This is a genomic window from Aliidiomarina quisquiliarum, assembly GCF_023922585.1.
In the GTDB taxonomy this organism is placed as follows: domain Bacteria; phylum Pseudomonadota; class Gammaproteobacteria; order Enterobacterales; family Alteromonadaceae; genus Aliidiomarina; species Aliidiomarina quisquiliarum.
In genome coordinates this window covers 105408-120308 of sequence record NZ_JAMFTN010000021.1, presented here as the reverse complement: position 1 = coordinate 120308, position 14901 = coordinate 105408, and the positions used below count along the sequence as shown (strand labels likewise).

The 14901-nt window shown below is 46.7% G+C and carries 9 protein-coding genes; 4 read left to right on the top strand and 5 right to left on the bottom strand.

Features of this window, described 5'->3' with window-relative positions; translation table 11 throughout:
• Nucleotides 1-3: 3 nt before the first annotated feature.
• From M1L23_RS08540 to M1L23_RS08525, 4 genes are read right to left on the bottom strand one after another with little or no spacing between them, the layout of a single operon-like run.
• The gene (locus M1L23_RS08540; protein WP_252626907.1) at nt 4-918 is read right to left on the bottom strand and encodes a Dyp-type peroxidase; all 915 of its coding nucleotides are present in this window, start codon (nt 916-918) and stop codon (nt 4-6) included.
• A gap of 26 nt (nt 919-944) precedes the next feature.
• A complete protein-coding gene (locus tag M1L23_RS08535; RefSeq protein ID WP_252626906.1) occupies nt 945-1850 on the bottom strand; it encodes a glycosyltransferase family 2 protein in 906 nt (301 codons plus the stop codon).
• Nucleotides 1851-1865: 15 nt separating this feature from the next.
• Nucleotides 1866-3146 (bottom strand): nucleotide sugar dehydrogenase, encoded by a 1281-nt coding sequence (locus tag M1L23_RS08530; RefSeq protein ID WP_252626905.1) that lies wholly within the window; start codon nt 3144-3146, stop codon nt 1866-1868.
• The gene (locus tag M1L23_RS08525) at nt 3143-5134 is read right to left on the bottom strand and encodes an acyltransferase family protein (protein ID WP_252626904.1); all 1992 of its coding nucleotides are present in this window, start codon (nt 5132-5134) and stop codon (nt 3143-3145) included. Before M1L23_RS08525 ends, M1L23_RS08530 begins: the two co-directional genes overlap by 4 nt.
• Before the next feature lie 195 nt (nt 5135-5329).
• Between M1L23_RS08525 and M1L23_RS08520 the strand changes: the two genes are divergently transcribed.
• The 4 genes from M1L23_RS08520 to M1L23_RS08505 all read left to right on the top strand — a co-directional run bounded on the left by M1L23_RS08520 (nt 5330) and on the right by M1L23_RS08505 (nt 12156).
• The gene (locus M1L23_RS08520; protein WP_252626903.1) at nt 5330-5971 is read left to right on the top strand and encodes a TetR/AcrR family transcriptional regulator; all 642 of its coding nucleotides are present in this window, start codon (nt 5330-5332) and stop codon (nt 5969-5971) included.
• 80 nt (nt 5972-6051) lie between these two features.
• Entirely contained in the window at nt 6052-7182 is a 1131-nt protein-coding gene (locus tag M1L23_RS08515) for an efflux RND transporter periplasmic adaptor subunit (RefSeq protein ID WP_252626902.1), read from the top strand.
• A 10-nt stretch (nt 7183-7192) separates the two neighbouring features.
• On the top strand, nt 7193-10321 hold the full coding sequence (locus M1L23_RS08510) for an efflux RND transporter permease subunit (protein ID WP_252626901.1): 3129 nt from the start codon (nt 7193-7195) through the stop codon (nt 10319-10321).
• A gap of 299 nt (nt 10322-10620) precedes the next feature.
• Nucleotides 10621-12156 carry a Fic family protein gene (locus M1L23_RS08505; RefSeq protein ID WP_252626900.1) on the top strand — a complete coding sequence of 512 codons (1536 nt, stop codon included), beginning with the start codon at nt 10621-10623 and terminating at the stop codon, nt 12154-12156.
• A 136-nt stretch (nt 12157-12292) separates the two neighbouring features.
• On the opposite strand, the gene acnB is transcribed toward M1L23_RS08505, so the two are convergent.
• Nucleotides 12293-14881, bottom strand: a complete 2589-nt coding sequence (acnB, locus tag M1L23_RS08500; protein WP_252626899.1) for a bifunctional aconitate hydratase 2/2-methylisocitrate dehydratase — start codon at nt 14879-14881, stop codon at nt 12293-12295.
• Between the last annotated feature and the right edge of the window lie 20 nt (nt 14882-14901).

Below are 14901 nucleotides of genomic sequence, written 5' to 3'. Positions count from 1 at the left end.
TAATCACTTCAGTTCAGCTAACCAGGTACGCGACGGCGCAAACATAATGTCGTTGCGTTCAGCGGTTTGGTAGTTTAATAACGGATCTGCACTTACCTCATTTAGTTCACTGGCGCAGTATCGCTGTGCTAAGAATTGCTCAATATCTTTTTGCGACCGACTCCAATGAAATACCAACTCGCCCGCCGTTTGCATGCTAGCTACCGGCATTTGTACTCGCCACAAGGCCAGCTCTTGATCGTTGCTAAGGGTTCGCTTAGTTTTGACATGGTGGTTAGCCCCTTCTGTGGGCCACGGCTGACCACTTACTTTTTCACGCCCCATTATGTCGCGCTGCGCTTCAACACTTAGTGTGTCCCAGCGCTTCAGATCTAAAAAGTAACGTTGCAGCCATAAATAACTACCACCAGCAAATTCTTTACTGTCGCTGTCTGGCACCAAGGCTAAAGCTCGACGCTGCAAGCCATGGGGCATGTCCGTGTCTAGTTTAAAGCCAAATAAGTCACGGCCGTCTAAATAACGAAAGCCATGCACTTCTTCGTTTAGTGCCACAAAGTCTTGTAGCCACTCTAGCATCACCCGACCGGCAAAGTAGTTAGCATCCATACGATCGGCACGAAAAATTAGCGCTAAGTCAGCGTGGCTAGCAGGTAAAGGATAGTCGCTATCAGGGAATTCTGGCTGTGGTGCTAACTCCCGTGGGCGCGTTGAGGCAAGAATATCCCAATAGCCTTCACCCACGGCTAATACGCAGCTTAGGTGCGCTTCAGAAAATCGGTCGGCTAACTTATCGGCAAATTGAGGAAATCGGCTTATTTGCTGGCGTAAGCCATGCACATCGTCGGAAGTTACATCTAATAACAACACCCAACTGTGAATGCTAGGTTCTGCACAGATTCCTTCTTGTGGTTTGTGCATTGTGTTCCTTATCCTTTTTCTTAACGTTAATCGCGGGTAGCATCTTGTACTTTACGAATGGTTTGCCGCATTTTTGAACTGGTTTTGCCACCATGGTAGCGGCCTTTTTCAATATGCCGAATACGGTACACTGAATCAACCGTTACTGGCACGCCGTGGCTGCCCAATAACCAGCGAAATGCACGGTCTTCAAAGGTTTTCTTCCAGCGGTCGGTAGGCCGTTGGTAAGCACCTATATCGGCACAATAGCCCATAGAACGGCATACGTCGCCATGCACAATTTGGTAAGCACCCACCGCCCGTTCTAACACCCGCAGGGTGAAGTCGTCAGCATTCACACTCACTATTTTGGGCTGTTTTGCTGCTTTCAGCATTGGGCTGTCGTCGGTTAGCAATGGGGTAATACGCTCTTGCGCAGGAAACACCAAGGGTTCTGTGCGACCTTGTAACGATTGAGCCAAACTGTCTAAACAACCTTCACCAAATACTAAGTCACAGTCGGCAAACCATACCCAATCGGCCTTAGTGGTTTTGGCTACACGATTACGACCTATGGCCCGACGAAATAAGTCGGGTGCCGCTATTTGTTGCCAGTTCCAAGTTACGTTGGCCACTTGGCGTTGGCCAAAAAACTCCAACAGTTGGCAGGTTGCCTCGTCTTCGGCCGCGTGGAAAACTGTCATAATAATGTCTACATTTTCGGGGGCATGCTGAACGAGTGAACTGAGCTGGTAAGCATGCAAATGTGAATAGCGCCAACAATGACTTACTATTTCTATGCTTAAACGGCCCGTTTTAGGGTTAAGTTGCTGCGGCGCTTTGCCATATAGAAAGCGCATAGGAAGTAATTTACTTACCGCCATGCGCAAAGCAAACTCTTGAATTCCTTGATACCAAGGTACATCCACTGCGTAGACTAATTTTTCGCTCATTCGTGGCTCCTCAGTTTATAACCGCCAGCTTGGTTTTGGCACAATACCTTTTACATCTACAAGAATAGGTGTGCCTTGGCATAAGTTTTCAAACTCGGCCTGGCTGTAACTACAGTATTCTTTATGCCCAACGGCAACAATAACCGCATCGTATTTTTTGCCGTCGGTGCGTGGGTTATGGGCCACGTCGAAACCACCCACTGCGGTCAATTGCGCAACACCCACACCACTGTCGTGTACCGTGGTGTTAACGCCATAATCGTTCAGTTCAGCAACAATATCTGCCACTTTAGTGTTGCGAATATCGGGGCAGTCTTCTTTAAAGCTATAACCAAGAACTAATACCTTAGCCCCTTTAATAACCAAGCCGTCGTCGATCATAAGTTTAATAACTCGTTCCGCCACATACTTTGCCATGCCATTATTGATATGCCGCGACGACAAAATTAAGTTGGGGCTATACCCTAGTTCTTCCGCTTTAAAGGTAAGGTAATAAGGGTCTACGCCAATACAGTGCCCACCTACCAAACCAGGGAACAGTTTAATAAAGTTCCACTTGGTAGCCGCAGCTTCAATTACTTCCCGAGTGTCGATACCCATTTGGTTAAAAATTAGCGCCAGCTCGTTCATTAGTGCTATGTTCACGTCGCGCTGGGTATTTTCAATCACTTTGGCGGCTTCTGCCACGCGAATGCTCGAGGTTAAGTAGGTACCAGCGGTAACCACTTTTTTATATAATTCGTCAACCCGAATGGCAATTTCCGGCGTTGATCCCGAGGTAATTTTTAAAATGTTTTTGAATGTTTTGTTTTTATCGCCCGGGTTAATGCGCTCAGGGGAATAACCACAGAAAAAGTCTTGGTTAAATACCAAACCCGACGCTTTTTCTAACTCAAGCACACACACGTCTTCTGTTACCCCTGGGTAAACCGTCGACTCATAAATAACTAAATCGCCTTTATTTAGCACTGAGCCCACCGCCTGAGAAGCCATAATCAACGGGCTTAAGTCAGGCCGGTTGGCACTATCAATGGGCGTAGGAACGGTAACAATATAAATTGTGCAGTCGGCACTATCGGCTACCTGGCTACTAAAACACAGCTTGGGGTTGGCACCAGCCATAGCTGCTAAGAGCTCTTTACTGCCGACTTCTTTAGTGTCGTCAACGCCTTGGTTTAAGGCTGCAACGCGGCTTGCGTTCACGTCAAATCCTAGTACTTGGTGGTGCTCAGCGAAAGCTACTGCTAGCGGTAAGCCCACATAACCTAGACCTACCACACATATTTTATCGCTCATTCGACCTCCGGTGCTGCTGCTCGTGTTGTTATTCGTTTAAATTCAGCCGCTAAAAAATCAGCGCCATATTCACTTAAATGATCATCGTCGTAGTAAATGGGCCGTCCGGCTTTATCACCCCAGCAGTATTCTTGATCACAAAAGGTTTCTGCCACTTCCACGATTTCAATGCCACATTGTGCCGCAGCTTCGTCTTGGGCGGCAATTATGCGCGCCTGGCGCGACTCATAAACTACTCGTGGTAGCGCCACACGCTCTAGCGTGCCGCCAAACAATAAGCTACGAGACATAACTTGCGGCACATTTGCGGGCATTTCAGGAATTGGCCGCAACATATAAACTGGGCGGTCTTCCGCATACGCACAGGCAGTATTAATTAATCCTGTAGTCATTTCAGCAAAAAAAGCTTCGTTTCGGTCCTTATGCGGCTCAGTAATATAATATTTAGGCGCCTGCGCTTCTTCCTGCTCAAGGCCAATAATATATTGGGCATAACGGTTTACTATTAATAATGGCACATGACTAGGTAAAGTTTTGCTGCGTAACATGGTTTCAGCCACGAAGTCGTCGCAGGCATAATTAAAGTCGGTGGTTGATTGTATACCTGCAATAATAGAACAGCCGCTCATGGTCCAGTCGAGCACATACTGGTCGCTGCGCGGCAATGCCCGTTCTACCGCTCGTACTACCGAGCCCGCATGACTGTCGCCTAGTACTATTATACTCAGTTGTGGGTTCTCATGCTGTTCTGCACCGTAGGTACAACCCACTGGCGCCCCACTAGAGTTACGTGCTAAGCACTTACTACGCAATGGGTTACTATTTTTCACTTCGCTGGCAATCAGGTCAATGGCGGGGTCGACACGGCCACCAAAGTGGCTTTTTTTAATAATAGTAGAAGGGATAAAAGTGAACACTAGGCTGGCTAATAAAATAGCTGTTGCTGGCTTCATGTTCAACGCTGTTAGGCCCTTGCGGGTGGGGTTTTCTACCCATTGGTACGACAAATGGCCAAGCACTAAGCTTAACACCATCATTAATAACACCCAGCTTAAAGTTCCTTGCTGTTGTATAAAAAACAACAATACCGCCAGTGGCCAGTGCCATAAGTAAATACTATAGGAGCGTAAGCCCAGCCATTGTGCAACTGGGTGGCGAATTAACATATTCGATTGCCGATCGGCCAGTAGCACCAGCATTGTTCCCGCAACGGCAAAAAAAGCCCAAGGCCCTGGCCATTGAGTTTCGTTACTCACGAACACAAAGGTAGCTATTATTGCCAACCAACCAGCTGCATATAACCAGGTTGGAACTTGTGGTTTACGTTTTAAATGCGCCAACATATATACAATACCACCTGCGGCCATTTCCCAGGCTCGGGCCGGTAATAAGTAAAAGGCATCATTTGGCGACCTTGGCGTTAGCCATACACTATAGGCAAATGAACTAATAAAAAGCGTAACTAAAGTGACAAATATCCAACCTAAATTGCCCCGAGCCAGCTTGTACACCAACATTAACAACAGCGGAAAAGCCATGTAAAACTGCCACTCGGCCGCTAACGACCAGGTATGCAACAACCATTTTTCGTGGGCTGCACTGTCGAAGTAATTATCGGCTCGGGCAAAATCTATATTAGATATAAAGCCTAAGGCATAGCCCGACTGAGATCCTAACTCTTGGTAATCAGGGGTGGGCAATACAAACCAAGCGGCGGTTAATAACACTGCAACCAAAACAATTAAGGCCGGAAAAATACGTTTGGCCCGTGCTAAGTAAAATACCCCCAGTTGAAAGCGTTGTTGATGAAGGCCTGAAACAATAATGTCGGTCATTAACAAGCCAGATATAACAAAAAACACATCTACGCCGGCAAAACCACCTGCAAAGCCTGGTACTGCAAAATGAAACAGCAATACCGACATAACGGCCCATGCGCGCAATCCATTGATATCGTAACGAAACCCTGCTTTTTTAAGCGCAAACAAGATACTTTGCCCACATTCTAATTATTGTTACAAGGATCATACATAATGAAAACACAGCTGTATATCTGAAATGCCTATTGATCCCCCGCTAGTTATTCTGTACTATCCCCACGAACCGCGGACTGACCAGTCCGTCCTATATGTAACTACGGCATAGAAACTGCCGATCTTTTAACATTTGGTAACAATCACTTCATGACGAACGTTGAAAAAAAGAAGCGTGTACACAAATCACCTGAGCAGCGGCAAGCAGAAATACTTACTGCCGCTACCAAAGTATTTGCTGAGCGCGGTTATCAAGTTGCCGACACCCAAGCCATTGCCGATTTAGCAGGCGTAGGCAAAGGAACTCTTTATCGTTACTTTCCTACCAAAGAAAAGTTGTTTAGTGAAGCCTTACATCGTCAGCTAGATATTTTAAGAGAGCGCTTGCACGCGGCTGGGCAAAGCATCAACAACCCCTTGGCAAAAATTAAGGCGGTAATGGGCGCCTACTTCCTGTTTTTTGATCACTACCCAGAAACCATTGAGCTGTTTGCTCAAGAGCGAGCTGAGTTTGGTAGTGCCATTACCCCAACCTATTTTGAGCGTATGCGTACGTGCAACCATGAATGGGTCGCATTATTCCAAGAAGTCATTGACCGCTTTCCGGTTCGCGACATTAGCATCGACGCCATGATGGCACGCTTTAGTGAGCTAATGCATGGCGCCGGTTATATGAGCTTTCGTGGTCAAGACGGTTTAACCGCTTACCAGCAGCTTGATGATATTTTTGAGTTTTATTTACATGGCATTTTACGCAGCGACAATCCAACTCAATATTTACTTGTGGATTAATTGCTCGTTCATTATTTCAAACACTGTACAACTATTGTTAATTGCAACGCCACGAATTTGTTCACGGAGAAACAACCTATATGAAAACACACAGCACCACCCCCTTTAAACACCGCAGCCTACTTGCTGGCATTGCCCTTGCTGGTAGTGCTTTGTTTCTTGTTGCTTGTAACGAAGCGCCTCAACAGGGTCAAGGTGGTATGCCACCAGCACTGGTTACCGTACAAAATGTAACAGCCGAGCCCGCCAGCTATAAAATTGAGTTGCCAGCGCGGGTACAAGGGTCTCGTGAAGTTGAAGTACGGGCACAGGTGTCGGGCATTCTACTTGAGCGCCGTTACCAGGAAGGTGACTATATCGAACAAGGCGAAACCTTGTTTTTAATCGACCCAGAACCGTACCAGCTTGCACTTGATAACAGCAAAGCCGAACTTGCCAGTGTGCAGGCTTTGTATGATCAAGCTGAGCGCGAATGGAACCGCATTAAAGATTTATTCAAAAGCAATACAGTTAGCGAGCGTGATTACGACCAAGCCCGCTCAGCTTATGAAAACGCTGAAGCGCGTTTAGCTCAAGCCCGCTCAGGATTGCAAAATGCCGAGCGTAATTTGCGTTATACCCGTGTTGAAGCCCCAATTAGTGGCTATACAGGTAGCGAGCAAGCATCGGAAGGTAACTTAATTCAGGCTGGCTCTTCGCTGACTTATTTAGTCCAAACAGACCCTGTTTACGTTCAGTTCGCCATGGCCGAAAAAGACTTATCAAACTATCGCGCTTCGATCCGTAATGGTGACGTAATAGACGACGTAACGCTTATTATGGCTAACGGCGACACCTACGAACATACGGGTACCATTAACTTTATCGACAACCGTATCAACTCTGGTACCAGCCGCATTGCCATGCGTGGGGTGTTTAAAAACCCTGACTTAGTATTAAGTTCAGGCGAATTTGTGCGTGTGGTGGTGACTTTAGAAAAATATGCCAATGCCGTTTTGGTTCACCCCAGTGTATTAAGCCAAGGCCCTAATGGTCCGCAAGTTTACTTGGTGAATAAACAAGGTGTGGCCGAAGCCCGTGCCGTAACTCTTGGCCCTATTGTTGCTGAAGGGCAAATTATTCTCGACGGTTTAAGCGAAGGTGAAAGCCTGATTGTAAACGGTCATGTGTCTGTTCGCGACGGTGCTCCCGTTCAAATAACCAACCAATAAGAGGACACCCATGCTACGATTTTTTATTGACCGTCCGCTCTTTGCGTCGGTTATATCTATTATTATTATGATCGCTGGTTTAGCAGCGCTTCGGGCCTTGCCTATTGAGCAATATCCCGATGTGGTGCCACCGCAAGTAGTTGTTTCCGCTGTGTACCCAGGTGCTTCTGCGGAAGTATTAGCCAACGCGGTAGCTGCTCCTCTCGAGCAAGAAATTAACGGTGTGCAAGACATGCTATATATGGAGTCGACCAGTACAGACTCAGGCATGCTGCAAATATCCATTTCTTTTGCCATGGGCACCGACCCAGACCAAGCCACTATTAACGTAAACAACCGTGTTCAAGCCGCCACCGCGCGCTTGCCACAAGCCGTTCGAGACCTTGGCGTACGCGTTGAGTCGCGTTCCACCAATATTTTAATGGTACCGGTGTTGTTTTCCAGCACTGGCGCATTAAATACGATTGATATGAGCAACTATGCGCTTCTTAACGTACTTGACGAGTTAGTACGGGTTGAAGGTGTTGGTGACGCCTCGTTATTTGGCGCACAAGACTATTCCATGCGTATTTGGACCGACCCAGCTAAATTAGCCGAGTTTAATTTAAACCCGTCTGATGTTGCCAATGCCATTCGCGAGCAAAACGCTCAGTACGCCGCCGGTCGCTTTGGTGCACAGCCTGCCCCGGTTAACCAACCTTTTACCTTTAGTGCCACTACTCGTACCCAACTAACAACACCAGAAGAATTCGAGAACGTTATTATTCGTTCTGACGAATTTGGTAACTCGCTGCGGGTAGGCGATGTGGCTCGGGTAGAGCTTGGAGCTCAAAACTACGACTTCTCTGCCATTTACAACAGCCATTCTGCTGTGCCTATGGGTATTTTCTTGCAGCCTGGTGCCAACGCACTGGAAACAGCACGAAACGTAAAGAGCGCACTTGAAGACATGTCGACTCGCTTCCCTGCGGGGCTGGAATACTATGTTCCTTACGACACCACTAAGTTTATCGAAATTTCCATTAAGGAAGTAGTGATCACACTTATTATGGCCGTTGCCTTAGTAGTTTTGGTTACCTTCCTGTTTTTGCAAAGCATGCGCGCGACCCTAATTCCAATCGCCGCTATTCCAGTGTCGCTTATTGGTACCTTTGCCGGTATGCAAATGCTTGGCTTCTCCATAAACATGCTGACCTTATTTGGGCTGGTGCTAGCCATAGGGGTGGTGGTAGACAACGCCATTATCATTATGGAAAACGTTGAGCGACTCATTGAAGAGCGCGGCATGAATGCGAAAGAAGCCTCGGTACTCACCATGGAACAAGTAACTGGTGCGGTTATTTCTTCTACTTTAGTGCTAGTTGCGGTATTTGCGCCAGTGGCATTTTTATCGGGCTTAAGTGGCGAGCTATACCGCCAGTTTGCGGTAACCATTGCTGTTTCCGTGGTAGTTTCTGGGGTAGTTGCACTTACCTTAACACCCGCCATGTGTGCCATGTTACTTGGTAATAAACGCGAGCACGTGGCCAAGCCATTCCAACTGTTTAACCGTGGCTTCGACAAGCTAACCGACTGGTTTATTGGTGGTGTCAGCTTCCTTATTCGTCGCTGGGCATTGGGTGTGGCTTTATTTGTTGCCTTCACCATTGCTACCGGCGTGCTAATGAGCCGTATGCCATCAAGCCTAGTACCCGGTGAAGACCAAGGTGTGGCGCTAGCAGTAGCACAGTTACCTGCCCTTTCTTCACTGGAACGAAGCGCCGCTGTTCGAGATGAATTGGCCGCCAAGATCTTATCTTTACCTGAAGTAGCCGACTTCACTGCCTTTGCTGGGTTCGACATTATCGCTAGTTCGTTACGTAGTAATGCTCTGGCTGGTTTTATTAGTTTCGAAGACTGGAGCAAGCGTACCGGTGCCGATCAAACCGCACAGGCCATGGCCGGTAAAATCATGGGTATTGGTTTTGGCATGCAAGAAGCGAATATCTTTGTGTTCGTGCCACCACCCATTCAAGGTTTGTCTTTAACCGGTGGGGTTGAAGGTTACATGCAGTCGCGTGGTACTTCCGACGCGGTAGAAATTGAAGCCATTGCACAACGGGTTGTCGCCGCAGCCAATGCACGCCCTGAATTGGTGGGTGCCCGCACTACGCTCGACACCAGCATTCCACGCTACTTAGTTGAAGTAGACCGCGAAAAAGCCAAGGCAATGAACGTTGGTCTTGATCAATTGTTCGGCACCCTTGGTTCAACCATTGGTTCGCAGTATGTAAACGACTTCACCTACCGCGGGCGCTTATGGCAAGTAAACTTACAAGCGGAGGCCGACTACCGTGCCACACCTGAAGACTTACGCCACGTATATGTACGCTCAAATACTGGCGACATGGTGCCCATTAGCACCTTAGTAACTCTAAAGCGTATTGCCGGTGCCGACATTATTAACCGCTTTAACCTTTATGGTGCAGCTAAAATAATGGCCGATCCAGCACCTGGCTATACCTCTGGCCAAGCCAAACAAGCCCTAGATGAGGTGATTCTTGCTGAGCAAGCAAACACCAATATTCAAATGGGTTGGATTGGTGAAGCCTACCAGTTAGGTGCCGCTGAAGGTGCAGCAACCTCGGCCTTTGCCATGGGTTTGCTTATGGTTATACTGATTCTTATTGCCCAATACGAGCGTATCACCTTACCTTTCGCTGTTGCTACGGCGGTTCCGTTCGGGGTGTTTGGTGGTGCGGTAGCCTCTATGTATAAAGGTTTCCCGAACGACGTATATTTCCAAGTAGGGCTGCTAGTGCTTATTGGTTTAGCCGCTAAAAACGCCATTTTAATTGTGGAGTTCGCAGCACAAAACCGTAAAGAAGGCATGAGTTCAACCGACGCCGCTATAGCCGCTGCACGCCAACGTTTCCGTGCCATTATTATGACTGCAGCAACCTTTATTATAGGTACCCTGCCGCTGGTATTCGCATCGGGTGCTGGTGCTATTAGCCGCCAGGAAATTGGTACCGTGGTGGTTGGTGGCATGTTAGCAGCCAGTAGCTTGGCGCTGTTGTTTGTTCCTCTCGCCTATAAGTTGCTCGAAGATGTGAGCACTTGGTTTAGCGAGCGCAAAGCAGCCAAAGTGAAAGCATAACCACCTACCTTTGTTTTATTTAAACCCAGCTTCGGCTGGGTTTTTTCATGTAACACTCACTTCTTTCATAGTACCAATACGCAATCTAGATTAGATAAACACTAAATTAACCAAAACCCACGCCAAGACGTCGATTACAACCTTATTTCACGCCCCGTAATTGTTTTTCACGCATTTGATTTAAATTTTCACTCATAATATAGTTTGCAATCAGAATTCACGAATTGACCCTGTACATAATCGCTTTTTATACCTGGCAATCATTTTTCATGGTGAATCATCATTTTTAGGTGGGTAATATGGTATTAGCTAAACGCGCAAAGTTCTTTGATGAAGAAATCTATCCCGAGCCTGAAGCTGAGCTGGTTGGATATGCTTGGCTTATCAATGAATTCCAACTAAGGGTTCCAACTCCTAATGACATATGCGCCATTGTTCCAGCTATAAACGCTAAACGAAGAAAAGGAAGATGGTTAATATGGGGGAGCCGTTATCAACCTAAAGCCCATTGGTTTGCACAATTAACATTTGCGTTGAAATACGAAGGTGTTGATTTAGCTGTTATGAAAAGTTTATTTGGCACTTTGGCAATTGAAGATATTACGGCTTCTGTTGAAAATGAAATAACAGGCGCATATAGCCGCAGAGTTTGGTTTTTTTATGAATGGCTTACTGCGCAAGTACTCCCCATTGAGGATGTTACTACTGGTAATTATGTTGACGCACTCAATGAAAAACTACAATTTGGCTGCGCCAAAACCAAGGTTTCACGGCAACGGATAAATAACAACTTACCGGGTGTTAATGGATTTTGTCCTTTAATTAAAAAAACCGAGAAACTAGTTCAGTATATTGGCGAAAACTTAGACGAAAAAGCGCTCGAAAATATAGGGGCTGTTCACAGTGACTTACTTGCAAGAGCTGCTGCTTTTTTATTGCTTTCAGACTCGAAAGCTTCATATACCATTGAAGGAGAAGCGCCTCCTCATAATCGCATAGAGCGATGGGGAAAGATTATCGGTCAAGCAGGTATGCGCCCATTAACCGTAGAAGAGATAGAGCGTTTACAAAAAGTCGTCATTCCTGATGGTCGATTTATCCTGCCCGGAATTCGTACCATTGGCGGTTTTGTTGGTGCTCATGATCGTGTAACCAACATACCAATACCTGAACATATATCAGCAAAACCAGAAGATCTCGATGAGTTGCTCGCTGCCTATCTAAATGCGTATGAATTAATGATAGAATCAGGGTTTCACCCTGTTTTAACTGCTGCAGTCATTGCTTTTTCGTTTGTTATTATTCATCCGCTAGAAGACGGTAATGGACGAATTCATCGCTACTTAATTCATCACGTACTAGCTGAGAGTGGCTTCAGCCCTAAAGGGGTTATTTTTCCCGTATCAGCAGTAATCCTAGAAAAAATAGAAGAGTACAAAGCCGTGTTAGAGCAGTTCACACAGCCACGTTTAAAGTATATTGAGTGGCAACCGACTGAAGATAGCAATGTTCATGTGACAAATGACACCGCTGACTTGTATCGATATGGAGATATGACGCGCCAAGTGGAGTTTTTGTTTGAATGCGTAAAAGATACGGTTGACACTGTTCTTCCTGAGGAAGTTCTTTATCTTGAAAGGTACGATGAGGTTTGGAATTATGTAAATAATCGATTTGACATGCCTCAAGTAAGCTTAAGTTTACTACTGAATTTTTTACGACAGAATAATGGGCAGTTATCGAAGAGAGCCCAAACTAAGGAGTTTTCCGCACTAACGGAAGCCGAAGTAAAAGATATAGAACAAAAATACCAAGAAGTGTTTTTGCTTGGTTAAGTGAACCATTTTGTCGACGATGAGTTTGCTACCAAGGTGAATGCAGTGGGTTGATACGTATGACACTTGTGGCAGAAAAAAGCCCGCTCATTCACTGAGCGGGCCTTGGTTTTTGTGTAACTAGCTAAAGTTTAAATTACGCCACGTTAAAGGTTGGAATAATTAGCTCTTTGGCTTTCTTCTCGGCCGCTTGGAAATCAGGCATTTCGTCGAAGTTTAAGTACTTATAAATTTCACCCGACATGGCGTCTAAGCTTGCTGCGTATTCCATGTACTCTTCACGGGTTGGTATTTTACCTAAAATAGCACCTACTGCAGAAAGCTCTGCTGAGGCTAGGTATACGTTCGCGCCGTCACCTAAACGGTTCGGGAAGTTACGGGTTGAAGTAGACAGCACCGTGGCGCCAGCTTTCACACGTGCTTGGTTACCCATGCACAATGAACAACCCGGCATTTCAGTACGCACACCGTTACGGCCGAAGATATTGTAATAGCCTTCTTCCATTAACTGGGCTTCGTCCATTTTCGTTGGTGGCGCAACCCATAAGCGCGTTTCTAGCTCTTTGGTATTTTGCTCAAGCAACTTACCTGCAGCACGGAAGTGACCAATGTTGGTCATGCACGAACCAATAAACACTTCGTCAACTTTGTCGCCTGCAACATCAGACAAGGTTTTCGCGTCGTCTGGATCGTTCGGGCAGCAAAGAATTGGCTCAATGATTTCGTTCAAATCAATTTCAATCACTTCTGCGTATTCAGCGTCTTTGTCAGCTTCCATTAATTCTGGGTTGGCTAACCACTCTTCCATTTGCTTGGCACGACGCTCAAGGGTACGTGCGTCGCCGTAACCTTCTGCGATCATCCAACGCAACATGGTGACGTTCGACTGTAAGTATTCAGCAATCGACTCTTCCGACAGCTTAATAGTACAACCTGCGGCTGAACGCTCCGCTGAAGCGTCTGAAAGCTCGAATGCTTGCTCAACAGTTAGGTTTTCTAACCCTTCAATTTCTAGAATACGGCCAGAGAAGGCGTTTTTCTTACCGCGCTTTTCAACCGTTAACAAACCTGCTTTGATAGCATATAAAGGAATAGCATGGACCAGGTCACGTAGGGTAACACCCGGTTGCATTTCGCCTTTAAAGCGCACTAATACCGACTCTGGCATGTCTAGTGGCATCACACCTGTGGCTGCTGCAAAGGCCACTAAGCCCGAGCCTGCTGGGAATGAAATGCCTAATGGGAAGCGCGTATGCGAGTCACCACCGGTACCAACTGTGTCTGGTAACAACATACGGTTTAACCAGCTATGAATAATACCGTCGCCTGGGCGTAGTGATACACCGCCACGGTTCATCATAAAGTCGGGTAGCGTGTGCTGGGTGTCGATATCAACCGGCTTCGGATAGGCCGCCGTGTGACAGAATGACTGCATCACTAAGTCGGCGTTAAAACCTAGGCAAGCTAAGTCTTTTAGCTCATCACGGGTCATAGGGCCAGTGGTGTCTTGCGAGCCTACTGTGGTCATTTGTGGTTCACAGTAAGTGCCTGGGCGAACACCTTCTACGCCACATGCTTTACCAACCATTTTCTGCGCCAGCGTATAACCTTTGTTGCTTTCGTCTGGTTGTACTGGGGTGCGGAATAAGTCTGAATGGCCTAAGCCAAGTGACTGACGCGCTTTAGTGGTTAAGCCACGGCCAATAATTAAGTTAATACGGCCACCGGCACGTACTTCGTCAATAATAACGTCGGACGCATACTGGTATTCAGCGATTACTTCGCCCGCGTCGTTCTCAATTTTGCCTGCGTATGGGTAAATGTGAATCACATCACCCATATTCATTTTTTCAACGTCCGCTTCAAACACTAGGGTTCCTGTGTCTTTCATGGTGTTGAAGAAAATGGGCGCAACTTTACCACCAATACAAATACCGCCAGAACGTTTGTTCGGGGTACCTGGCATGTCTTCACCAATAAACCACAATACTGAGTTTGTGGCAGACTTACGCGATGAGCCTGTACCTACAACATCGCCAACAAAGGCCACTGGGTGGCCTTTCTCGTGCAACTCAGCCATTTGTGCGGCAGCGTCGGTAATACCTTCACGTGGCATTTTAAACATGGCTTTAGCATGGAGTGGAATGTCTGGGCGCGACCAAGCGTCTGGCGCTGGCGACAAGTCGTCGGTGTTGGTTTCGCCGGTTACTTTAAATACCGAAGCAGTAATCTTTTCTGGCATTTCTTTGCGGTTGGTAAACCACTCTGCATTGGCCCATGATTCAACGACTTCTTTGGCAACTGCGTTACCCGCTTTCATGCGCTGTTCAACGTCGTGGAAGGCGTCGAACATTAAAATAGTATGCTTTAACTCTTCACCGGCTGCTGCTGCAAGCTCTGGTTCGTCAAGTAATTCAATAAGTGTTTCAATGTTGTAACCGCCATGCATATTGCCTAGCAATTTAATAGCGGCAAACTTATCGATAATAGGCGAGGTTACTTCACCTTTGGCAATAGCCGTTAAGAAGCCCGCCTTTACATACGCGGCTTCGTCGACCCCCGGTGGTACTCGGTCGCTGATTAATTCGAGGATGAATTCTTCTTCACCTGCTGGTGGGTTTTTTAATAATTCAACTAGCGCGGAAACTTGCTCTGGATTTAACGGCTTAGCTGGAATACCTTCTGCGGCACGCTCGGCCACATGTGCGCGATATTGTTCTAACACAAATGATTCCCCTTAATTAG

What these genes read in the sequence shown, in the direction of transcription:
- M1L23_RS08510 (WP_252626901.1), top strand. Translation starts at nt 7,193, where the DNA reads ATGCTACGATTTTTTATTGACCGTCCGCTCTTTGCGTCGGTTATATCT.
- M1L23_RS08530 (WP_252626905.1), bottom strand. Translation starts at nt 3,146, where the DNA reads ATGAGCGATAAAATATGTGTGGTAGGTCTAGGTTATGTGGGCTTACCG.
- M1L23_RS08535 (WP_252626906.1), bottom strand. Translation starts at nt 1,850, where the DNA reads ATGAGCGAAAAATTAGTCTACGCAGTGGATGTACCTTGGTATCAAGGA.
- M1L23_RS08540 (WP_252626907.1), bottom strand. Translation starts at nt 918, where the DNA reads ATGCACAAACCACAAGAAGGAATCTGTGCAGAACCTAGCATTCACAGT.
- M1L23_RS08505 (WP_252626900.1), top strand. Translation starts at nt 10,621, where the DNA reads ATGGTATTAGCTAAACGCGCAAAGTTCTTTGATGAAGAAATCTATCCC.
- M1L23_RS08520 (WP_252626903.1), top strand. Translation starts at nt 5,330, where the DNA reads ATGACGAACGTTGAAAAAAAGAAGCGTGTACACAAATCACCTGAGCAG.
- M1L23_RS08515 (WP_252626902.1), top strand. Translation starts at nt 6,052, where the DNA reads ATGAAAACACACAGCACCACCCCCTTTAAACACCGCAGCCTACTTGCT.